Genomic DNA, 20498 nt, shown 5'->3' with positions numbered 1-20498 from the left:
GGCGACTCGGCGTGCTCTAGGAGGTCGGCCGCGCGGCGAACCACCGCGCGGCCTTGGCGATGGATTCTTCGACAGGCTCTGGCTTCCAACCAAGTTCGCGCTCGGCCTTGCTGTGGTCGAGCGGCGACATCAGGTCCGCCATCCGCGCGCCGACGTACGCCATGGGCAGGTCGCGGTTCAGCAACCGCGCGGCTAGGTCGTTGACCCGGGAAGCCGCATACATGACGCTCATCGGGATCGGGATGCGCGGCGGACGCCGGCCGACGGCGCGAGCCGCGATCGCGTGCACCTCGCGGGTACTCAGACACCGGTCGGAGATGATGTAGCGCTGCCCGTCGCGTCCCTTGTCGGCCGCGAGAAGCATTGCCCGGGCGGCGTCTTCGATACCGACAACCTCGGAGGAGAATCCCATGTAGAAAGGGAACCGGCCGGCCGCCACCTGCGCGATGAGGGCGCCGTGCGGCGTCGGCGCCCAGTCGCGTGGCCCGTAGGTCGTCGAGATGCACAGCGCGACGGCCGGTAGTCCTTGCTCACGCGCGTAGCGCAGCACCAGATCCTCGGCCGCCACCCGGGATGCGATGTAGGGCCCGCCGTCGTCCCAATTGTGCGGATCCTCTTCGGTGACCGGCCGCTGGTTGCTGATCGCCAATGTGCCGGTGCTGCTGGTGAAGACGAACTTTCGCAGGTCGGCCCGGACGGCCGCGTCGAGCACATGGCGCAGACCCCCCACATTGGTGCGGAACAGCGGAGCCGGGTCGCGCAGCCACATCCGGGCGTCGACCACGCAGTAGTAGACGACGTCACAACCCGCCATGGCGTCCCGCAGGGCGGTGTCGTCGAAGACGTCGCCGTAACAACGTTCTACCGACAGGTCGTCGAATCCCTTGGTAGAGCTCGTTTTCCGTATCATGACCCGCACGTCTTCGCCCGCCTGCACGAGTTGCCGGGTGACATGCGAGCCCAGGAAGCCGCTGGCGCCGATGACCAGTTTCTTCATCATGCCTCAGAGCGGGCGAGCATGGCGGATCCGTACTTACGGCTCATGAAGGTCCACGGGTCGGCATACCGGCCACGATGTTCCAGCCGCCGCTGCACTGCGAGTGCCGCACGCATGACGGGGCGGGCCACCGGTCCGAGCGCCCGCAACAGCAGCCGCCGATGACCCATCGCCGCCCCCACCCAGGCGACGGTCTCCGGCCAATCGTGTTGCTGATAGTCAAGCAGTGCTTGGGATTCCGTGGTATCGAACCAACCGGTGAACGCCCAGCCGCGGTCATCGTCGGGATCACCGGGCAGGCCGACCGACGGGCCGAGTCGGCCGATGCCGACGGCAGTCATCACGTCGTCCTGCAGTTCACTCATCGTGGAGCGGTTGGTGTCGTTGCCGGCGATCACGAGCACTTTGCCTGCGACGGCGTTCCGGCGGTCCACCGCATTGGCGAAGGCCAGGGCCACATCGCGAGCATCCGTTGCGTGCATGCGGTTGTCGACCGGGGTGGCGCGCACCAGCACCAGGTAATCGCCGTCGAAAGTGGCGGACGCGTCCGGTGAGACGATCGCCGCCAACCGCAGCACGGCGAAAGGCAACCCGCTTTCGATGATCACCTGCTCGGCGAGAACTTTGTCTTCGCCGTAGTGATCGATCGGATTCACCGGTGTGGCGCCGGTGATCAGCTCGGGCTGGCGGTGCGGGTTGCGAGATCCGTAAACGGCTGCGCTGGAAGCGAAGACGAACAGCGGAGGGTCGCTCAAGGCCTGTGCGGCAGTCACCAGGTGCCGGGTTCCGTCGACATTGACCTTGCGTGCCAACCGGGGGTTGCGGTACGAGGGCGGCGAGACGATCGCGGCCAGGTGCACGATCGCGCCGGGCCGGTGGCGGGCCACGACGGCCTTGACGCTGTCGCCATCGGTGAGATCGATGAATTCCGGGATGAGCGCGCCCGGAGCAGCCGTGTCGGCCAGGGCGCCGGCGGCCGCCTGCGAGGTGTCGTTGTCGAGGTCCACCGCTATGACGGTGTGACCCCGGCTCAGCAGGATCTCGGTGCAGCGCTTGCCGACCTGCCCGAGGGCGCCGGTGACCAGCGTGGTGGGGCTCATTTGCCGAACCTGCGCGCCAGCGCGGCCCCGGCATCACGAAGCCGAGGCGAAACACGCACGGACAAAAGCGGATTGAAGACATCCTCCCGCAACCGGGTCAGGGTCGAGGACTTGATCAGCCAGCGTCCGTCCACCTTCTCGTAGGTTTCGTGGTAGTGCCCGCGCCCCAGCAGATTGAGCCCGGGGCCCAGTCGAACCACGTCCTCGAGTGCCCACACTCCGGTCGCGGTCGTCTCCGAGGTCAGCTCGATCTCCGGCGCGTGCACCTGATGGGCGGTGGGCTGGGAAGGCTTGCCGAGCGTGCCGCGGACGAAGGCCACGAACTCGTCGGCGCCATTGATCAACTTTCCGCCGGAGGCCGTCGTGTCGCTGACGAAGTCGTCGGTGAAGAGTCGCCGCCAGTCGTCCCATCGCTTGGTGTCCAGGTAGCGGCAGTAGCGGGCCTTGAGCTGCTTGATCGCCTCGATCTCCCAGAGCTCGGCTGCGGTGTCCGGCATTTGCGGGCCCCTTTGTAACTCGTATGTAAGTCGTAGGCAGATTTCGAGATTACTACTTCCATCAAAGAGAATGTTATTCTCGCTAGGTAATCGTGACGGGAGGCGGCCCGGATGCTGTTGGAGTTTGATGCTGATCAGCGGCTGTGGCAGGACACGGTGCGCGACGTCGTCACCAAGCAATGTCCGCCCAGCCTGGTCCGCAGCGTGGCCGAGGACGACGCCGACGTCGAACCGCTGTGGAAGCTGTATCGCCAGCTCGGCTGGACAGAACTCAACGAAACCGCCAGCGCGGTCGAATTGGCGATCGTCCTCGAAGAACTCGGCCACGCCACCGATCCCACCCCGTTTCTGTCGACCATGAGCCAGTACGCTCCGCTGGCCGGCGAGAGCTTCGACCCCAACCAGTCCGGCACCGCCGTCTACGGCGGGGTGTCCGCGCGCCGCAACGCCGGCGGCTGGGTGCTGGACGGCACCGCCCGCCATGTTCTCGATGGCGACCGGGCCGAGCGCGTCGCGGTGGTCACCGAAGCCGGAGTATTCCTCACCGACGCCGGGCAGTTGTCCGCCCGGCGCGAATCGGTGTTCGACCCGGTGCTGCACGTGGCCGATCTGTCGTTCCACGATGTCCGGGTGCCCGACAGCGACCGCGTGAACGTAGACCCGGAACGCGCGCACCACATCGCCCTGACCGGCATGGCCATCACCATGGTCGGCGCCTGCCAGCGCATCCTTGACCTGGTGCTCGAGCACGTCCGCAGCCGGCACCAATTCGGCGTCCCCATCGGCTCTTTCCAGGCCGTCCAGCACAAAGCGGCCGACATGCATGTCGCGGTGCAACGAGCCAGGGCATTGGCCTACTTCGCCGCACTGACCATCTCCGCCGACGATCCCCGTCGCCGGCTGGCCGCGGCGATGGCAAAGGCATCGGCAGGGGAGTGCCAGTCGCTGGTGTTCCGCCATGGGCTACAGCTGCACGGGGCAATGGGATTCACCTGGGAGAACGACCTGCAGTTCGCGCTCAAGCGCGCGAAGGCGGGCGAGCTGATGCTCGGGGGCGCGGCTGAGCACCGGGCGCGGATCGCCGAGGAGTACCGTGCAACTGACTTTTGACAGCGACGTCGAGGAATTCCGCGCCGAATTCGCGGCGTTCCTGGACGAAAACCTGCCTGCCGCAAGCGAAACCGTCGAGCGGCCCCGCTCGGTTTCGCATATGCCGGGCTGGGCGCGGCGCTGGCAGCGGCTGTTGTTCGACAACGGCTGGCTGCTGCCCACCCAGCCTCCCGAGTTCGGTGGGCGCAATGCGACGGTGTTGCAGCAGTACGTCTACCTCGAGGAGCTGTGCCGCCGCCGGATCTACCACAGCTTCAATCCGCAAGGCGTGAACATCGTTGCGGCATCGCTGATCTCATTCGGCAGCGAGGAGCAGAAGCATCGTTGGGCGGTGCCGATTCTGCGTGCCGAGATCACCGCGTCACTGGGGATGAGTGAACCGAGCGCCGGGTCGGACCTGGCGTCGTTGCGGACCCGGGCGGTGCGGGACGGTGATCATTTCGTCGTCAACGGACAGAAGGTGTGGACGTCCGGCGCCCATGATGCCGACGTGCTGCTGACGTTCGTGCGGACCGACCCCGACGCGCCGAAACACAAAGGCATCAGCGTGTTGCTGATCCCCACCGACACCGAAGGCGTGGCGCGCCGGCCGTTCCCGTCCATCTGCGCTGACGACGACCTGGACTTCAACGAGGTGTTCTTCACCGACGCGCGGGTGCCGGCGGAGAATCTGGTGGGCGAACTCAACCAGGGCTGGCGGGTGGCCAACGGCTCGCTCGGCCACGAGCGCACCATGATGTGGCTCGGGTTCGCCGACCGGATGGACAACATGCTCGCCGACTTCCGGCCCGCCGGTGAACTCGATCGCGATCGGTACGCGACGACCATCATGGACAAGCAGGCCCTGCGCCTGCTGGGTTCGGTGGCACTGGCCCGGGCATCCCGCGGCGAGGACGACACCTCCGCGACCTCGGTGCTGAAACTGCTTGGCTCCGAGGCGGAATTGCGGATCAGCGAATACGCGCTGGAGGCCGCCGGTGATGACGGGCTGGTGCACCCTGGGCTCACCGGGCCGTACGCGCCGATGAACCTCGACCACTATTTCGCAAGCTGGTTCGAGCGCTACGCGCGAAGCTTCTCCGGCACCATCGCCGGGGGCACGTCGGAAATCCAGCGCAACATCATCGCCCAGCGCATCCTCGGCCTGCCGCGGGCCTGAGACTCCCGGCGAGCAGACGCAAAATCGCACAAGCGCAAGTGATTCAGTGCGATTTTGTGTCTGCTCGCGGTAGGGGCGGCGGCTAGGAAATGACCGCGGAGTCCTTGCGCTCGGTGATCGGACGGGCGAGTTCCTGCTCGTCGCAGATGCGTTGCAGCTTCTCGAGAGTCTCGTCCAAACTGGCGCCGACGCGACGGCCCGGCGTGAATGTCGCCGGGAGTTTGCGCATACCCTGGATCACGCCAATCGTCTCGTAATGCACGGTCCCCGCAGGATCACAGCGGTAGTCGGGCATTCGGTCGAGCACCGCGTTCAGCATCGACTTGAACACCGTACGCGCCACATTCGACCCGATGCAGCGGTGCACACCGATACCAAAGCTGAAGTGCCGATTGCCTTTACGGTCCATCACCACCTGGTCGGGGTCATGGAACACCGCTGGGTCACGGTTGGCCATGGCCCACGAGATCCACAGCCGTTCGCCCTCCTTGAACTGGGTGCCGTCGAGTTCGGTGTCGTCGGCGAAGGTGCGGCCGTCCCCGGGCGCCGGCGTGAAGTAACGCAGGAATTCCTCGGTCGCAGGATCCAGTAGGGTGTCACGCTCGCGCAGCAGGCGTTTCCGCTGATCGGGATTGTCCGACAGCCACTCCAGCGAATGTGCCGTCAGCGCCGTGGTGGTGTCGAAGCCGCCGCCGATGATTAGACCGAGATTGCCCAGGATCTCCAGATCAGGAGCCGGCTCACCGTCGATCCGCATCTGCAGCAGCGCATTCACCAGGCCTGGCCGCGGATTCTCCCGGATCTCGATCATGTTGTTGACCATGTCCAGGCCCATCTGGCGGTGCATCTCGGTGACCCGTTCGATGTCCGGAGAGTGCTCGGGTGTGTAGACCGCGGCATGGACCGGTTCGCTGTACAGGTTCCACTTCTTCAGCGGGATGCCGAGCATCGCCAACGTCAGCACGGCCGGAACGACATTGGCCAGGTCGTCGACGAAATCGATGTTCCCGCTTTCGATCTTCTCGTCGAGGCAGGCGCGGGTCACGTCGTCGATGAACGGCTCCCAGCGCTTGACCGCCGCGGGTGAAAGGTATGGGTTGAGCACGGTGCGGTAGATGCGATGCTCGGGGTCGTCCATTTCCAGGATGCCGCCGCGCACCACGCTGACCCGGCGGGCGGTCGGGATCGAGATGCCTTTGTAGCCGCGGCGTTCGTTACGGATGTCGTGGTCGTTGGAGACCGCGGGGCAACGGGCCAACTCGAACACCTCGTGGCTGCCCGCCGCGACCCAGTGCCCGCCGTAGGTGTCGGTCCACGCCATCGGGCACTGGGCGTGCATCTCCTCGGTGATCGTCTTGAACTGCGAGCGGTACTCCGCGGAGTGGCGGTCGAAGTGGTAGGTGTGCTTCTTCCGGTCGTCGGCCACGACGTCATCGACGCTCAAAGCGTTGTCCCCCTTGGTGTTCAATCGCTGAGGATGATGGCCTGCTCGGGGCAGGATTGCGCAGCCTCGCGGACCTGATCGACCTGATCGTCCGGCACCACCTCGTTCACCGCCGACGAACTACCGTCAATATCGCTGAGCTGGAACGAGTCCGGTGCGATCATCGCGCACAAGGTATGCCCCTGGCAGCGTTCCGGATCAACCCAGACCTTCACGGCACCTCCATCGCTTAGGTGTTTCGACCGCCGTTGACACCCAATATCTGACCGGTGATGTAACTGGCTTCATCGGAAGACAGGAAGGCACATGCCGCGGCGATGTCCTCGGGCTTGCCGATGCGGCGCACCGGTGTGCGGGCGATGTTCTGTTCGACGTCGCCCAGGAATCCCTGGTTCTCGGCATTGCGCAACATCGGGGTGTCGATGAAGCCGGGGGGCACGGCGTTGACCGTGATGCCACTTGGTCCGTACTCGAGCGCCAGGGACTTGGTCAGCCCGTTGACCGCCGATTTGGCGGCGACATAGTGCGACATCAACGGGACCCCGGAGTGCGTGCTGGAGGACGAGATGTTGACGATGCGTCCCCAACCCGCCTCCAACATGTCGGGCAACACCGCCTGGATCATGTGGAACACCCCGTGCAGGTTGACGTCGATCACCCGCTGCCAATCCTCGAAAGAGATGTTGGTGAAGCGCTTGAAGCCGTCCAGGCCCGCCGCGTTGACAAGAATCGTGACCGGTCCCAGCCGCTCCCGGATCGCCGACAGCGCCGCGTCGATCTGCGAGCGGTCGGTGACATCCGCGGTGTAGCAGAGGTCGTCGTCGGATGGCTTGAGGTCTATGGTCGCGACGTTGCGGCCGTCCGCCCGCAGGCGTTGCGCCACCGCCAGACCGATGCCGGATCCGCCGCCGGTGACTACCGCAGTTCTCACGGTCGCCGACTCCGAGCGGTCAGGTCGTCAATCTCATCCACAAAGAATCTCCCTTGCAATTATGAGAATCGTACTCTCAGCCAGAAGCGGCCCGCAAGAGAGGCGGGAAACCCCCCCGGGCCTGCGCCAAGCTGTCAGAACGGGAGGTCGCTGAGCGGTCGCTCAGCCCGTGACCTGGGTAATCGGGGATAGGAACTCGCTTGTCTTCTCACATCCCGAATGTAAGATTCGCCGGAGATGAGAATGAAATTATCGTGACGGCCACCACACCAAGCGCGAGAGGGCCTATGTCAGTCCAGGACACGGCGGCGACCCAGGACGCTCAAGTGGGCGATCAACCGACCCGGGACGGCGCTGAGTCCGGCGCCGGGCCGAGCCGCAGATTGCTCATCGACGGTCGACTCGTGGCAACGCCGAAGACGTTCGCGACCGTCAATCCCGCTACCGGGGAAGTGCTCGGGTATGCGCCCGACGCGGGTGTCCAGGAGGCTCGGCAGGCCATTGCCGCGGCGCGGCGTGCCTTCGACACCACCGACTGGTCCACCGACGTCGAGTTCCGGATCCGCTGTCTCGACCAGCTGCACCAGGCGCTGCTCGACCATGCGGAGGAGTTGCGCGAGCTGACCATCGCCGAAGTCGGTGCCACCCGCGCGCTGACCCACGGAGCGCAACTCGACGAGCCGATCGGCATCGTCCGGTTCTACGCCGACCTGTTGCGCACGTACGAGTTCTCCGAAGACCTCGGTGAGAAAGAGTCGCGCGGCATGCGCCACCACCGCTGGGTGGAGAAAGAAGCCGCGGGAGTGGTCGCGGCGATCATCGCCTACAACTACCCGAACCAGCTGGCACTGGCCAAGCTGCCGCCCGCGCTCGCCGCCGGCTGCACGGTGGTGCTCAAGGGGGCGCCCGACACGCCGCTGGTCACCCTGGCCCTGGGTGAGCTGATCGCCAACCACACCGACATCCCGCCCGGTGTCGTCAACGTGCTCAGCTCGTCTGATCCGGCGGTAGGGGAAGCGTTGACCACCAGCCCCGACGTCGACGTGGTGACGTTCACCGGATCCACGGCGGTCGGGCGCAAGATCATGGCTGCGGCCAGCGACACCGTCAAACGCGTCTTCCTGGAGCTCGGTGGGAAGTCCGCGGTGATCATGCTCGACGACGCCGACTTCGCCGGCGCTGCCATGTTCGCCGCGTTCAGCATGGTCACCCACGCCGGGCAGGGCTGCGCGCTCACCTCGCGCCTGCTGGTGCCGCGGAAGCACCACGACGAGGTCGTCGAGTTGATCGCGCAGAACTTCGCCAAGGTTCGCCATGGCGACCCGGGCGATCCGAAAACCTATATGGGACCGCTGATCAACGAGCGCCAGCGGGACAAGGTCGACGGCATGGTCCAGCGGGCCGTCGCCGCGGGCGCCACGCTGGTCACCGGCGGCAAGCGGCTGGATCCCGGCTACTTTTACGCGCCGACCCTGCTCACCAACGTCGACCCGGACAGCGAGATCGCCCAGGACGAGGTGTTCGGGCCGGTGCTGGTGGTGATCCCGTTCGACGACGACGACGACGCGGTGCGCATCGCCAACAACTCGATCTACGGTTTGGCCGGCGCGGTGTTCAGTCGCGACCAGGACCGCGCCCTGTCGGTGGCGCGCCGGATTCGGGCCGGATCGTTTTCGGTCAACGGCGGCAACTATTTCGGCGCGGACAGCCCGTTCGGTGGCTTCAAACAGTCCGGTGTCGGCCGGGAGATGGGCGTGGCCGGCCTGGAAGAGTTCTTGGAGGGCAAGACGTTTGCCGTCCCTGCGGCCCGAGGAGCAAACGCGTGAAACCACTCGAGGGCATCCGTGTCCTGGAAGTCGCGATGTACGGATTCGTCCCCTCAGCGGGTGCGGTGTTGCGCGAATGGGGAGCCGATGTCATCAAGGTCGAGCACGCGGTGACCGGCGACCCGCAGCGCGGCCTCCGCCAGACCGGCATGCTGCGCGTCGAGGGCGACCCCAACCCCAACATCGAGCACGCCAACCGCGGCAAGCGCAGCATCGGCCTGGACATGTCGGTACCGGAGGGCAAGGAGGTGCTCTACGAACTCGCCCGCCGTGCCGACGTTTTCCTCACCAGCTTCCTGCCCGACCATCGGCAGAAGTTCGGTATCGACGTCGACGACATCCGGGCGGTCAATCCGAAGATCGTCTACGCTCGCGGGAGCGCGCTCGGGCCACGCGGCAATGAAGCCACCAAGGGTGGCTACGACATGACCGCCTTCTGGTGTCGAGCCGGAACCGCGGCCACCATCACCCCGATGGGCTACGAGGGCATGATCAATCCGCCCGGGCCGGCGTACGGCGACACCATCTCCGGCACCAACCTGGCCGGCGGCATCGCCGCGGCCCTGCTCAAACGTGAACGCACCGGCGAGCCGTCGGTGGTGGACGTGTCGTTGCTCGGCAGCGGGCTCTGGGCGCTGGGCCATACCGTGGCGCTGACCAGGCACCTCGGTCAGCTGATGCAGGCTCCGCCGCCGGGTATCCACGGTTCGCCGGTCAATCCCCTGGTCGGGGTGTACCCCACAGCCGACGGACGCTACATCTCTCTGGTGATGATGCAGCCCGGCAAGTTCTGGGCCGACGTGTGCCGGCACATCGACCGCCCGGAACTGATCGACGATCCCCGTTTCGCCAACGGCGAGACCATTGCCGCCAATACGGCAGATGCGGTGGAGATCTTGACCAAAGTCTTCGCAACCCGCACTCTTTCCGAGTGGAGCGAACGCTTTGCGACGCTCGCGGGACCTTGGGCGCCGGTGCAGGACACTCTGCAAGCGGCCGACGATGCGCAGATCCGGGCGAACGAATACATGGTGCGCGCAGGCGAACTCGAACTGGTCGCCAACCCGGTTCAGTTCGACGTCACCGCGCCGCAGACCGGTCCCGCGCCCGGCTTTGCCGAACAGACCGACGAGATCCTGCAGGAACTGGGCCTCGATTGGGACCGCATCATCGAACTCAAGACCGCCGGCGCGGTCACCTAGGACTTGGGGTGGCAACGATGTCCGCGCAGATAACGGTTGTGCGATTTCGGTTCCCACGGGACGCGGCATGAGTCATAATCGCCGAACGCTTCCAGGGTTGGCGCGCGGGCAGCTGACAACGTCTGGAAACGGCAGCTCACGCAACCGAATGGAGAAAGCCGGCGTGAGGTTGGTAGCGCGTGTTGAGGGCGTGGGAACGCCGCAGTCACAGCCGATGATGGCGCTCGCCGCCCGAATCCTGCTCGCGCACAACACGATCCGGAGAGGATCTCAGACTTATGGCGAGTAAGGGAGCGGAACGCTGGACTCCGGGGATCGTGCTGGGTCGTGGTTCCAAACCCATGGAAGCCGTCGGCGCGCTGTTCGCGATGTCGGCCGATGCCATCAAGTTCGCGTTCCGGCGGCCCGTTCAGTGGCGTGAGTTTCTGGAGCAGTCCTGGTTCGTTGCCCGGGTCGCGCTGGCACCAACGTTGTTGGTGGCCATCCCGTTCACCGTCCTGGTCAGCTTTACCCTCAACATCCTGCTGCGCGAACTCGGTGCTGCCGACCTCTCGGGCGCGGGTGCCGCTTTCGGTGCTGTGACGCAGGTTGGGCCTCTGGTGACGGTGTTGATCGTGGCCGGTGCCGGGGCCACGGCGATGTGCGCCGATCTGGGTTCGCGAACGATACGCGAAGAGATCGACGCGATGGAGGTGTTGGGGATCAACCCGATTCAGCGGCTGGTGACGCCCCGCATGCTGGCTTCCGGCCTGGTGGCGCTGCTGCTGAACAGCCTGGTGGTCATCATCGGAATTCTTGGCGGCTACATCTTTTCGGTGTTCGTGCAGGACGTGAACCCGGGGGCGTTCGCCGCGGGAATCACGCTGCTGACCGGGGTGCCCGAGGTGATCATTTCCTGTGTCAAGGCAGCGCTTTTCGGTCTGATCGCCGGGCTGGTGGCGTGCTACCGCGGCCTGACGATAACCGGCGGCGGCGCCAAGGCCGTAGGCAATGCCGTCAACGAGACGGTGGTGTACGCGTTCATGTCGCTGTTCGTGGTCAATGTGGTTGTCACCGCTATCGGCATCCGAATGTCGGCGAAGTAGGTACCGGGGCATGAGCATGGGAAGGGAGGTGTAAGCACTTACCGTGGCGCTGAGAGCCGTATATCCGCGTGTCACGCGGCAACTCCAGAGACCGGTCGGCAGTCTGGGCCGAATCGGCGATCACACGCTGTTTTACGGTAAGGCGCTTGCCGGTATTCCTTTCGCGGTGACCCGCTACGGACGCGAGATCATCCGCCTGATCGCTGAAATCAGCATGGGCGCGGGGACTTTGGCGATGATCGGCGGCACGCTGGTGATCGTCGGCTTCCTCACCCTGGCGGCGGGCGGCACGCTAGCGGTCCAGGGGTACAGCTCGCTGGGCAACATCGGGATCGAGGCGCTGACCGGCTTCCTGGCGGCGTTCATCAATGTCCGCATCGCGGCTCCGATCGTGGCCGGCATCGGCTTGGCGGCCACCTTCGGCGCCGGCGTGACGGCCCAACTTGGTGCCATGCGGATCAACGAAGAGATCGACGCGCTGGAATCCATGGCGATCCGGCCGGTTTCGTATCTGGTCAGTACCCGCATCGTCGCCGGGATGCTGGCCATCACCCCGCTGTACAGCATTGCCGTCAGCCTGTCGTTCCTGGCCAGTCAGTTCACCACGGTCATCCTGTTCGGGCAGTCTGGCGGGCTGTATCAGCACTACTTCACGACTTTCCTCAATCCGATCGACCTGTTGTGGTCCTTTCTGCAGGCCGTCCTGATGGCGATCACCATTTTGCTGATCCACACGTACTACGGCTTTTTCGCCTCGGGCGGCCCGGCCGGTGTCGGCGTGGCCACCGGCAACGCCGTGCGCACCTCGCTGATCGTGGTGGTCTCGGTGACCCTGCTGATCTCACTGTCCATCTACGGTTCCAACGGCAACTTCAACCTGTCGGGCTAGGGGAGGTGCGGAGAGTTCAGTGACAGCTAATGTGCCGGCGGGCCGCCACGGCCCGAGTACGAAGGGGCGGTCGCACCACTCCGGTCGGCCCAAGCCGCGCAGCTATGTGCGCCCGCTGATGGGCCTGGCCACGGTCGTCGTCATCCTGGCGATCGTCGCCGTCGCAATCGGCTTGTTCAACAGCGAATTCACCGAGAGCGTGCCGGTGACCGTGGTGTCGCCGCGGGCCGGCCTGGTGATGAACCCCGAAGCCAAAGTGAAGATGCGCGGGGTCATGGTGGGCAAGGTCGAGTCCATCGAGGAACGCCCCAACGGTCAGGCGGTTCTGCACCTGGCGATGCAGCCGTCGGCGATGCATCTCATTCCGCGCAATGTTCTCGTCGACATCGCCTCCACGACGGTGTTCGGCGCCAAGTTCATCGAGTTGATACCGCCCGACCAGCCCTCGCAGCAGAGCCTGCAACCGCATCAGGTACTCGAGGGCAAGGGTGTCACCGTTGAAGTCAACACGGTCTTCCAACAGCTCACCAACCTGTTGTCGAACATCGATCCCGCCAAACTCAACGAAACGCTGGGCGCGATCGCGGCGGCGATGAACGGCCGCGGCCACAAGATCGGGCAGGCGCTGTCGGACCTCGATGCCTTTCTGGCCAAGCAGGATCCGGCACTCCCCGCGCTGAACCATGACCTTTCGGTCCTGCCCGTCGTAAGCAACGCCTACGCCGACGCTGCGCCGGATCTGATCGGTTCGGCCGAGAACGCGATCAGGATCAGCAAGTCGATCGTCGAAGAGCAACAGAACCTGGACGCGTTCCTGATCAGCTCAATCGGTTTGGCCGACATCGGCAACGAGGTGATCGGAGGCAACCGGCAGGCGCTGACCGATGTGTTGCACCTGCTGTTGCCGACGACCAACCTCACCAACGAGTATCACCAGGCGCTGTATTGCGGTCTGGCCGGCTCATTGGTGAATCTCCACGCGCCGAACCTGCCCGAGCCGATGATCAAGGTGTTGGTCTACATCGGATTCGGCGCCGAACGCTACCGGTATCCGAGCAACCTGCCCAAGGTGGCCGCGACCGGCGGGCCCCAGTGTCAGACACTGCCCGTCGTGCCGTATGACGTCGCGCCGCCCTTCGTGGTGGCCGATGTGGGGGCCAACCCGATGGAGTATGGAAACCCGCAGTTGCTGTTGAACTCCGACGCACTCAAGCAACTGCTGTACGGGCCGATCGACGGGCCGCCACGCAACACGATGCAGTTTGGACAACCCGGATGAGCAACTCACGCGGGATGATCATCAAGTTCGGCGCCTTCGCGCTGGTCATGGTCCTGCTGACAATTTCCCTGTTTTTCATCTTCGGCCAGTACCAGACCGGTTCCACCACAGAGTATTCCGCGCTCTTCACCGACGTCTCGCGCCTCAAGGAGGGGCAGACCGTGCGGGTCGCCGGTGTTCGGGTGGGCACCGTGAACAGTGTCGAATTGCGGGCGGACAAAAAGGTTCTGGTGAAATTCGACGCCAACCGCGACGTGGTACTCACCGGCGGCACCCGCGCGGTCATTCGTTACCTGAACCTGGTCGGTGACCGTTACCTCGAATTACTGGACGGCCCGGGCAACACCAAGCCACTGGCGGGCGGTTCGGAGATACCGATCGACCGCACCGCACCGGCTCTGGACCTGGATCTGCTGTTGGGCGGGCTGAAGCCGGTGACCAAGGGCCTCAAGGCCGAAGACGTCAATGCGCTGAGCGCGTCGCTGATCGAGGTGTTCCAGGGTGAGGGCGGCACCCTGCAGTCGCTGCTGTCCAAGACGTCGTCCTTCTCGAACACGTTGGCCGACAACAGCGAAACGGTGCAGGCCCTGATCGACAACCTCAACACCGTGGTAGGCACCGTCAATGCGGAGGGCACCAAGTTCTCCGGTGCGATCGACCGACTGGAGCGCCTCATCAGCGGACTGTCCTCCGATCGCGACACCATCGGCACCGCAATCACCGCTCTGGACAACGGAACCGCCTCGATCGCGGATCTGCTGACCCGCGCCCGCCCGCCGCTGTCCGGCACCATCGATCAACTCAACCGGCTCGCTCCATTGCTGGACAAAGACAAGAACCTCATCGACATCTCGCTGAAGAAGTTGCCGAACAACTACCGCAAGCTGACCAGGTTGGGCGCATACGGCGCGTGGTTCCCGTACTACCTGTGCGGGCTTGCGCTGCGGGTCTCCGATCTGCAGTACCGAACGGTAGAGGTGGGCGTCACCCACCAGGTCACCGGAAGGTGTGCGGAACCCGATGCTTAAGTACCGCGGAGCGCGCCTCATTCGAGCCGGATTCATCGGCGTTGTGTTGATAGTGCTGGTCATTGCGGTCGGGCTGTCGCCAGACCAGTTGTTGCAGCGGGCCACTACGGTCCGCTACCAAGCGGTGTTCGCCGACGCCGGCGGCCTGGTGACCGGCAACGACGTGACGGTGTCGGGTATCAAGGTCGGCAGCGTGTCGGGAATGTCGCTGCAGAACGGCGATGTGCTGGTGACATTCACCGTCAAAGGAGCGGTTCAACTCGGATCGGCCAGCACCGCGCACATTCGTACCGGTTCGCTACTCGGCCAGCGCGTGCTGACCGTCGAGTCCACCGGCAGCGGGGACATGCGCCCGATGGCCGTCATCCCGCTCTCGCGCACCTCCTCTCCCTACTCCCTGTCCGAAGCGGTCGGGGACCTGGCCACAGACATCGCCGGGACCAACACCGACACCCTCAACCAGTCTCTGGACACGTTGTCGAACACGCTGAATCAGATTGCGCCCCAACTTGGTCCAACGTTCGACGGGGTGACCAGGCTGTCATCCACGCTGAACAACCGCAACCAGACCCTGGGTCAGTTGCTCAAGGGCGCGGCCGACGTCACGCACATCCTGTCCGAGCGCAGTAACCAGTTGAACACGCTGATTCTCAATGCCGACGATCTGCTGTCCATGCTGGTGGAGCGGCGTCAGGCGATCGTGCGACTGCTCGCCAGTACCTCTGCGGTGGCCAAACAACTCACCGGTCTGGTGCACGACAACGAGGCAAAGCTGGCGCCGACGCTGACCAAGCTGAACTCGGTGACCGCGATGCTGGAAGACAACCGCGACAACCTCGCCAAAGCGATCCCGGGACTGGCCAAATTCGAACTGACTCAGGGTGAGACGGTGTCGAGTGGCTTCTACTACAACCCGTTCATCCCGAACATCTTCACGCTGCAGTTCTTCCAGTGGTTGTTCGACTACGCCTTCGGTTTCCGTGCTTACGGCGCTCCGGGCCAACCACCGGACAACGCCGGTCCGCGGGCACTGCTGCCCTTCCCGTTCAACCAGAACCCGGGAGGGTCGCGATGATGCGGCGCACGGGTGTCAAGCTCGCACTCGCCGCCTTGCTGGCATTGCTGCTTGTGGTCGGGGCGGGAGTGGCCATCCGCAATACGTTCTTCCGGCCCACCACGATCATCGCCTACTTCCACACCGCCACCGCGATCTATCCCGGTGACGATGTGCGGGTATCGGGCCTGAAAGTCGGCACCATCGAATCGATCAAGCCGGCCGGCACCCAAGCCAAGATGGTGATGCACGTCGATCACGGCATCTCGATCCCGGCGGACGCGAAAGCCGTTATCGTCGCGCAGAATCTGGTGGCGGCGCGGTATGTCCAACTCACGCCCGCCTACCGCTCCGCCGGCGCCACGATGGCCGACGGCGCGGTGATCCCGGTCAACCGGACGGCAACGCCCGTCGAGTGGGACGAAATCAAAGACCAATTGATGCGATTGGCAACCGATTTCGGGCCCAACAGCAGGGTGTCGACACCGTCGGTGGCGCGGTTCATCGACGCTGCCGCCAATGCGCTGGGCGGCAACGGCGACAAGCTGCGCCAGACGCTGGCCCAATTGTCGGCGGTGGGACGGATTTTCGCCAACGGCAGCGGCAACCTCGTCGACATCATCAAGAACTTGCAGACTTTCGTGGGCGCGCTGCGGGACAGCAACGTCCAGCTCGTGCAATTCAACGACCGGCTGGCCACGCTGACCAGCGTGCTCGACGACAACAAGGCGAATCTGGATGCGGCGCTGACGGACCTGTCGAGTGCGGTGGGAGAGGTGCAGCGGTTCATCGCAGGCAGCCGGGACCAGACCGCCGAACAGATCACCCGACTCGCCGACCTGACGCAGATCCTGGTCGACAACAAGATGGCGCTGCAGAACGTGCTGCACGTCGCGCCGAACGCACTTGCCAACGCCTACAACGACTATGACCCCGACGTCGGCAACGTTCGAGGTGGCGTTGGTGTGCAGAACCTCAGCAATCCGACCAACGCCTTCTGTTCGCAGATCAGTGCGTTGGAGAACGTCACCTCGGTCGAGACAGGCAAGTTGTGCGGGTTGTATCTCAGCCCGGCGCTGAAGGTCTTCAACCCGCTGACCTATTTCAACTTCAACTACTTTCCCATTCCGGTGAACCCGATCCTCGCCCCGGCGTTCGACCCGAAGAACGTCGTCTACACCGAGCAACGGCTGGCGCCGGGCGGGGAGGGCCCCAAGCCGACGGCGCCCGAGTTGCCGCCCGCGGTGTCGGCCTACACGGGCTTGCCGGGCGACGTTCCGGAGGCACCGCCACCGCCGGGGCCGCCCGCACGGATACCGGGGGCCGCCATGCCAGAGCCCCCGCCGCCGAGTGTGCCGCCCGAGCCGGGGCCCGCCCCGCAGAGCGTGCCGGAACTGTTGCTGCCCGCCGAGAGGCCGCAATCATGAGGACGCGCAAGGCGATACGACGTATTCGGATGATCGTCGGCATCGGACTATGCGTGATGCTGACCTCGACCGGCTGCGCATTCAGTGGCCTGAACTCGCTGCCGCTGCCGGGTGCCGTCGGACGTGGGCCGGGATCCAGCACTTACCACGTCGAGATCGCGAATGTCGGTACCCTGGAAGCTAATTCGCCGGTGATGATCAACGACGTCATCGTCGGCAGCATCCGGAAGTTGACGGTGCGGGGTTGGCATGCCGATGTCGAGGTGTCGGTGCAGCCCAACGTGGTGATTCCGGCCAACGCAGTGGCCAGCGTGGGGCAGACCAGCTTGCTGGGATCGATGCATCTGCAACTGAATACGCCGCTGGGCCAGGCGCCGAGCGGTCGGCTGCAGCCGGGCGCCACCATCCCGCTCAACCGGTCGTCGACCTACCCGTCGACCGAGCAGACCCTGTCCTCGCTGTCGGTTGTCCTCAATGCCGGGGGGCTTGGGCAGATCGGGGACATCATCAACAACTTCAACGCGGCCCTGTCCGGTCGCGCCGGCGACGTTCGCGATCTGTTGAACCGGCTCGACCGGTTCGTAGGCACCTTCGATGCGCAGCGCGACAACATCGTCGCGTCGGTGCAGGCGCTGAACCGGCTGTCCGGCACGCTGGCGGGGCAGCGTGACGTGATCACGCAGGCGCTGAACCAGATTCCGCCGGCGCTGGACGTGCTGAACAGGGAACGGCCCCGCATCACCACCGCGCTGAACAAGCTCGGGACGTTCAGCAATACGGCGACCCGGCTGGTCAATGACGCAGGTAACGACCTGGTCAACAACTTGAAGAACTTGGAGCCGACCATCAGTGCGCTGGCGGACATAGGTCCGGATCTCGACGCGGCTCTTGCCTATGCGCCGACGTTCCCGTTCACCCAGGGCTTCATCGACCGCTACGTCCGGGGCGACTACGTCAACGGCTACTTCATCATCGACCTGACGAATTCTGGTCTGCGCAAGAGCATCCTGCGCGGTACCCACTGGGAACGCCTGGGCGCCGAAGGCACGCCGGCCGCCGGGGATCCGGAGTACCTGCAGTTCCGGTTCGGCGCGCCAGGAGCGCCCGGCTCGTACCTGCCCGGTCCGCCCCCCGCGAATGCGCCCGGACCGCCGCCGTCGGCGGCGCCCGGACAGGCACCGACGGCGCCCGGACCGGCCCCTGCGCCGGCTGCGGATCAGAGCGCGACACTGCCCAATGGGTTGCCACCCGCTGTCGCGCCGGCGGAGGGGAGTGGATAGATGCTGACCCGCTTCATCCGTATCCAGTTGGCGGTCTTCGCGATCGTGGGAATCATCGGACTGTTCGTGATGGTCATCTACTACGTGCAGGCCCCGACGCTGCTCGGGATCGGCAAGATGACGGTCACGCTGGAACTGCGTGAGACCGGAAACCTGTACCGCTTCAGCAATGTCACATATCGCGGCGTGCAGATCGGCAAGGTCACCGGTGTGGAGCTCACCGCGCGCGGAGCGAAAGCCACAATGCGGCTTGATACTTCGCCGAAGATCCCGGCGGATCTGGATGCGGAGGTGCGCAGCATCTCGGCGGTGGGCGAGCAGTATGTCGACCTGCGGCCACGAACCGACTCGCCGCCCTATCTGCACGACGGTTCGGTGATCGCCGCCAAAGACACCAAGGTTCCGCAACCGATCGGACCCGTGCTGGACCAGACCAGCGCTCTGCTCAACAGCATCCCGCAGGGCAAGCTCACCCAACTGCTCGACGAGTCGTTCAAGGCATTCAACGGCGCCAGTTACGATTTCGGCTCGCTGTTCGACTCCTCGGCGCAGATCACGGGTGATCTCAACGGCGTCTCCGACCAGGCCCGCAGACTGACCGAGGACACCGCGCCGTTGCTGGACAGTCAAGCCCAGACCGCCGGTTCGATTCGGCGGTGGGCGCACAGCCTGTCCGGGTTCACCGGCCAACTGGCCACGAATGATCCGCAGGTGCGCACGCTGCTGGAGAACGGGCCCGAAGCGCTGAACGAGGCGTCGCGCCTGCTCGACCAGATCAAGCCGACATTGCCGGTGCTGCTGGCCAATCTCACCACGATCGGTCAGATCGGCGTGACTTACCATGCGTCGCTGGAACAGGTATTGGTGATTCTGCCGCCCTTCACCGCCGCCATCCAGTCGTTCCTCGGCACCAAGAGCCCGACCGGATTGGCCACCGGCGCTTTCAATCTCATCCTCAGTGACCCGCCCGCGTGCACGGTGGGCTTCCTGCCGCCCAGTCAATGGCGTTCGCCGGCAGACACCACCACCATCGACACGCCCGACGGGTTGTACTGCAAACTGCCGCAGGATTCACCGATCGGAGTGCGCGGCGCCCGCAACTACCCGTGCATGGGACATCCCGGAAAACGCGCGCCGACCGTCGAAATCTGCGACAGCGACAAGCCATTCATGCCGCTGGCGATGAGGCAGCACGCGTTTGGCACCTACCCGTTGGACCCGAACCTGCTCGCCCAGGGCATCCCGCCCGACGACCGGGTCAACTGGAACCGGGAACGGATCTTCGGCCCGGTGGACGGAACACCGCTGCCACCCGGAGTGGTTCCCCCGCCGGCGGGAGCCCCAGTGGCCCCCGGGATCACACCGCAGGCGCCGATGGGTCAGGTCGCGTCCATCGCACCGCTCGACACGGCGGGCGCGACGCCTCCGGCACCGGCGGCAGCGGCGCCGAGCGCGGCACCGTCGGCTGCCTCGAGTGCGTTCGGCCGCAACGGATTACCCAAGGGTCCCTCAGTGGCATTCGCTCAGTACAGCCCGGAGACCGGCAGCTATATGACTCCGGACGGACAGGTGTTCCGTCAGACGGATTTGGTTGCTTCCAAAGCGCCCAAGACGTGGAAGGACATGTTCGCCACCTGAGGCCGGTCGGATCAGCCGATCCGGTCCAGCCGGAATGGCTGTTCGATGTACAGCGGGGCGTTGGTGTTACAGGCGCCGCTGGCGCCGGCGATGTGCTCTCGTCCGGCCAGAACCGCTGAGCCGAGCACGTTTTCACCGGTTTCCGGGTTGGCGGGATAGAAGTAGAAAACCTCGTGGCCGCTGAACGTGCGGCCGTCCTCGCAGGTTTCCCAGTTCGGAACGTCGCGTTTGACGTACCAGGTGAGCCCGTCGTGCATGGTCAGCGGCGCGGTCCAGCCCTGATCGCTGACCACCTGGCCGCTGCAATCCTGTGCGGTCGAACACGAAGAGCTGATAGTCCAGGTGCTCTGCACGACCGCTTCGTCGTGATAAACGGTTCTGGTCCGGGCCCAGTCGCCGATCAGCGTGGCGGTGAATCTTCCATTGACGGCCGGGTTGTAGGCCGAGGCGGTAGGAGCGGCGTGGAGCATGACCGCAACTCCGCCTACCGCCAGCGTTGCGCCCATCGCCGCTTTCACTGAACGCATCACCTGCTGCTCCTCGACGCGTCGC

General features: G+C 65.1%; 19 protein-coding genes. 12 read left to right on the top strand and 7 right to left on the bottom strand.

What is annotated here, in order from left to right:
- Positions 1 to 16 precede the first annotated feature (16 nt).
- The 3 genes from C0J29_RS25945 to C0J29_RS25935 are packed head-to-tail and all read right to left on the bottom strand — an operon-like array spanning position 17 to position 2594.
- Complete coding sequence (locus C0J29_RS25945; protein ID WP_120793984.1) at positions 17 to 1000, bottom strand: NAD-dependent epimerase/dehydratase family protein; 984 nt, start codon at positions 998 to 1000, stop codon at positions 17 to 19.
- Entirely contained in the window at positions 997 to 2097 is a 1101-nt protein-coding gene (locus C0J29_RS25940; RefSeq protein WP_120793983.1) for an NAD-dependent epimerase/dehydratase family protein, read from the bottom strand. Before C0J29_RS25940 ends, C0J29_RS25945 begins: the two co-directional genes overlap by 4 nt.
- Positions 2094 to 2594, bottom strand: coding sequence for a nuclear transport factor 2 family protein (locus C0J29_RS25935; RefSeq protein WP_120793982.1), 501 nt, complete (start codon positions 2592 to 2594; stop codon positions 2094 to 2096). Before C0J29_RS25935 ends, C0J29_RS25940 begins: the two co-directional genes overlap by 4 nt.
- 111 nt (positions 2595 to 2705) lie before the next feature.
- On the opposite strand from C0J29_RS25935, the gene C0J29_RS25930 reads away from it, so the two are divergent.
- Positions 2706 to 3704, top strand: a complete 999-nt coding sequence (locus tag C0J29_RS25930; protein ID WP_120793981.1) for an acyl-CoA dehydrogenase family protein — start codon at positions 2706 to 2708, stop codon at positions 3702 to 3704.
- Positions 3688 to 4863, top strand: coding sequence for an acyl-CoA dehydrogenase family protein (locus tag C0J29_RS25925; protein ID WP_120793980.1), 1176 nt, complete (start codon positions 3688 to 3690; stop codon positions 4861 to 4863). Before C0J29_RS25930 ends, C0J29_RS25925 begins: the two co-directional genes overlap by 17 nt.
- Before the next feature lie 82 nt (positions 4864 to 4945).
- On the opposite strand, the gene C0J29_RS25920 is transcribed toward C0J29_RS25925, so the two are convergent.
- Genes C0J29_RS25920 through C0J29_RS25910 form a run of 3 tightly spaced genes read right to left on the bottom strand, consistent with a single transcriptional unit; the run spans position 4946 to position 7238 of the window.
- Positions 4946 to 6307, bottom strand: a complete 1362-nt coding sequence (locus tag C0J29_RS25920; RefSeq protein ID WP_120794974.1) for a cytochrome P450 — start codon at positions 6305 to 6307, stop codon at positions 4946 to 4948.
- 20 nt (positions 6308 to 6327) lie between these two features.
- Positions 6328 to 6522 carry a ferredoxin gene (locus tag C0J29_RS25915; protein WP_065045201.1) on the bottom strand — a complete coding sequence of 65 codons (195 nt, stop codon included), beginning with the start codon at positions 6520 to 6522 and terminating at the stop codon, positions 6328 to 6330.
- A 14-nt stretch (positions 6523 to 6536) separates the two neighbouring features.
- On the bottom strand, positions 6537 to 7238 hold the full coding sequence (locus tag C0J29_RS25910) for an SDR family NAD(P)-dependent oxidoreductase (RefSeq protein WP_065165431.1): 702 nt from the start codon (positions 7236 to 7238) through the stop codon (positions 6537 to 6539).
- 254 nt (positions 7239 to 7492) lie between these two features.
- Here C0J29_RS25910 and C0J29_RS25905 point away from each other — a divergent pair, with 254 nt between their 5' ends.
- From C0J29_RS25905 to C0J29_RS25860, 10 genes are all read left to right on the top strand, one after another.
- Positions 7493 to 9064 (top strand): aldehyde dehydrogenase family protein, encoded by a 1572-nt coding sequence (locus C0J29_RS25905; protein WP_370530955.1) that lies wholly within the window; start codon positions 7493 to 7495, stop codon positions 9062 to 9064.
- Positions 9061 to 10266 carry a CaiB/BaiF CoA transferase family protein gene (locus C0J29_RS25900; protein WP_065045198.1) on the top strand — a complete coding sequence of 402 codons (1206 nt, stop codon included), beginning with the start codon at positions 9061 to 9063 and terminating at the stop codon, positions 10264 to 10266. The genes C0J29_RS25905 and C0J29_RS25900 overlap by 4 nt, the downstream gene beginning before the upstream one ends.
- A gap of 278 nt (positions 10267 to 10544) precedes the next feature.
- The gene (locus C0J29_RS25895) at positions 10545 to 11351 is read left to right on the top strand and encodes an MlaE family ABC transporter permease (RefSeq protein WP_055580562.1); all 807 of its coding nucleotides are present in this window, start codon (positions 10545 to 10547) and stop codon (positions 11349 to 11351) included.
- Between the two features lie 43 nt (positions 11352 to 11394).
- Entirely contained in the window at positions 11395 to 12240 is an 846-nt protein-coding gene (locus C0J29_RS25890) for an ABC transporter permease (RefSeq protein WP_065045197.1), read from the top strand.
- Positions 12241 to 12259: 19 nt separating this feature from the next.
- The gene (locus C0J29_RS25885; protein ID WP_065165437.1) at positions 12260 to 13519 is read left to right on the top strand and encodes an MCE family protein; all 1260 of its coding nucleotides are present in this window, start codon (positions 12260 to 12262) and stop codon (positions 13517 to 13519) included.
- The gene (locus C0J29_RS25880; RefSeq protein ID WP_065045195.1) at positions 13516 to 14547 is read left to right on the top strand and encodes an MCE family protein; all 1032 of its coding nucleotides are present in this window, start codon (positions 13516 to 13518) and stop codon (positions 14545 to 14547) included. The genes C0J29_RS25885 and C0J29_RS25880 overlap by 4 nt, the downstream gene beginning before the upstream one ends.
- A complete protein-coding gene (locus tag C0J29_RS25875) occupies positions 14540 to 15622 on the top strand; it encodes an MCE family protein (protein WP_065045324.1) in 1083 nt (360 codons plus the stop codon). The genes C0J29_RS25880 and C0J29_RS25875 overlap by 8 nt, the downstream gene beginning before the upstream one ends.
- On the top strand, positions 15619 to 17028 hold the full coding sequence (locus C0J29_RS25870; protein WP_082994431.1) for an MCE family protein: 1410 nt from the start codon (positions 15619 to 15621) through the stop codon (positions 17026 to 17028). The genes C0J29_RS25875 and C0J29_RS25870 overlap by 4 nt, the downstream gene beginning before the upstream one ends.
- Complete coding sequence (locus tag C0J29_RS25865) at positions 17025 to 18308, top strand: MCE family protein (protein ID WP_120793978.1); 1284 nt, start codon at positions 17025 to 17027, stop codon at positions 18306 to 18308. The genes C0J29_RS25870 and C0J29_RS25865 overlap by 4 nt, the downstream gene beginning before the upstream one ends.
- Complete coding sequence (locus tag C0J29_RS25860) at positions 18309 to 19946, top strand: MCE family protein (RefSeq protein ID WP_120793977.1); 1638 nt, start codon at positions 18309 to 18311, stop codon at positions 19944 to 19946.
- 11 nt (positions 19947 to 19957) lie between these two features.
- Here the strand turns inward: C0J29_RS25860 and C0J29_RS25855 are convergent, their stop codons facing one another.
- Complete coding sequence (locus C0J29_RS25855) at positions 19958 to 20473, bottom strand: Rv2253/PknI dimerization domain-containing protein (RefSeq protein WP_120793976.1); 516 nt, start codon at positions 20471 to 20473, stop codon at positions 19958 to 19960.
- Positions 20474 to 20498: the final 25 nt, after the last annotated feature.

Origin of the sequence: Mycobacterium paragordonae (genome assembly GCF_003614435.1) — a bacterium.
Taxonomy (GTDB): Bacteria; Actinomycetota; Actinomycetes; order Mycobacteriales; family Mycobacteriaceae; genus Mycobacterium; species Mycobacterium paragordonae.
This window is presented reverse-complemented; position numbering and strand designations above follow the sequence as displayed.

Coding starts and splice junctions, on each gene's coding strand:
- C0J29_RS25945 (WP_120793984.1), bottom strand. CDS start 1,000: ATGATGAAGAAACTGGTCATCGGCGCCAGCGGCTTCCTGGGCTCGCAT.
- C0J29_RS25940 (WP_120793983.1), bottom strand. CDS start 2,097: ATGAGCCCCACCACGCTGGTCACCGGCGCCCTCGGGCAGGTCGGCAAG.
- C0J29_RS25935 (WP_120793982.1), bottom strand. CDS start 2,594: ATGCCGGACACCGCAGCCGAGCTCTGGGAGATCGAGGCGATCAAGCAG.
- C0J29_RS25930 (WP_120793981.1), top strand. CDS start 2,706: ATGCTGTTGGAGTTTGATGCTGATCAGCGGCTGTGGCAGGACACGGTG.
- C0J29_RS25895 (WP_055580562.1), top strand. CDS start 10,545: ATGGCGAGTAAGGGAGCGGAACGCTGGACTCCGGGGATCGTGCTGGGT.
- C0J29_RS25880 (WP_065045195.1), top strand. CDS start 13,516: ATGAGCAACTCACGCGGGATGATCATCAAGTTCGGCGCCTTCGCGCTG.
- C0J29_RS25875 (WP_065045324.1), top strand. CDS start 14,540: ATGCTTAAGTACCGCGGAGCGCGCCTCATTCGAGCCGGATTCATCGGC.
- C0J29_RS25870 (WP_082994431.1), top strand. CDS start 15,619: ATGATGCGGCGCACGGGTGTCAAGCTCGCACTCGCCGCCTTGCTGGCA.
- C0J29_RS25865 (WP_120793978.1), top strand. CDS start 17,025: ATGAGGACGCGCAAGGCGATACGACGTATTCGGATGATCGTCGGCATC.
- C0J29_RS25860 (WP_120793977.1), top strand. CDS start 18,309: ATGCTGACCCGCTTCATCCGTATCCAGTTGGCGGTCTTCGCGATCGTG.
- C0J29_RS25855 (WP_120793976.1), bottom strand. CDS start 20,473: ATGCGTTCAGTGAAAGCGGCGATGGGCGCAACGCTGGCGGTAGGCGGA.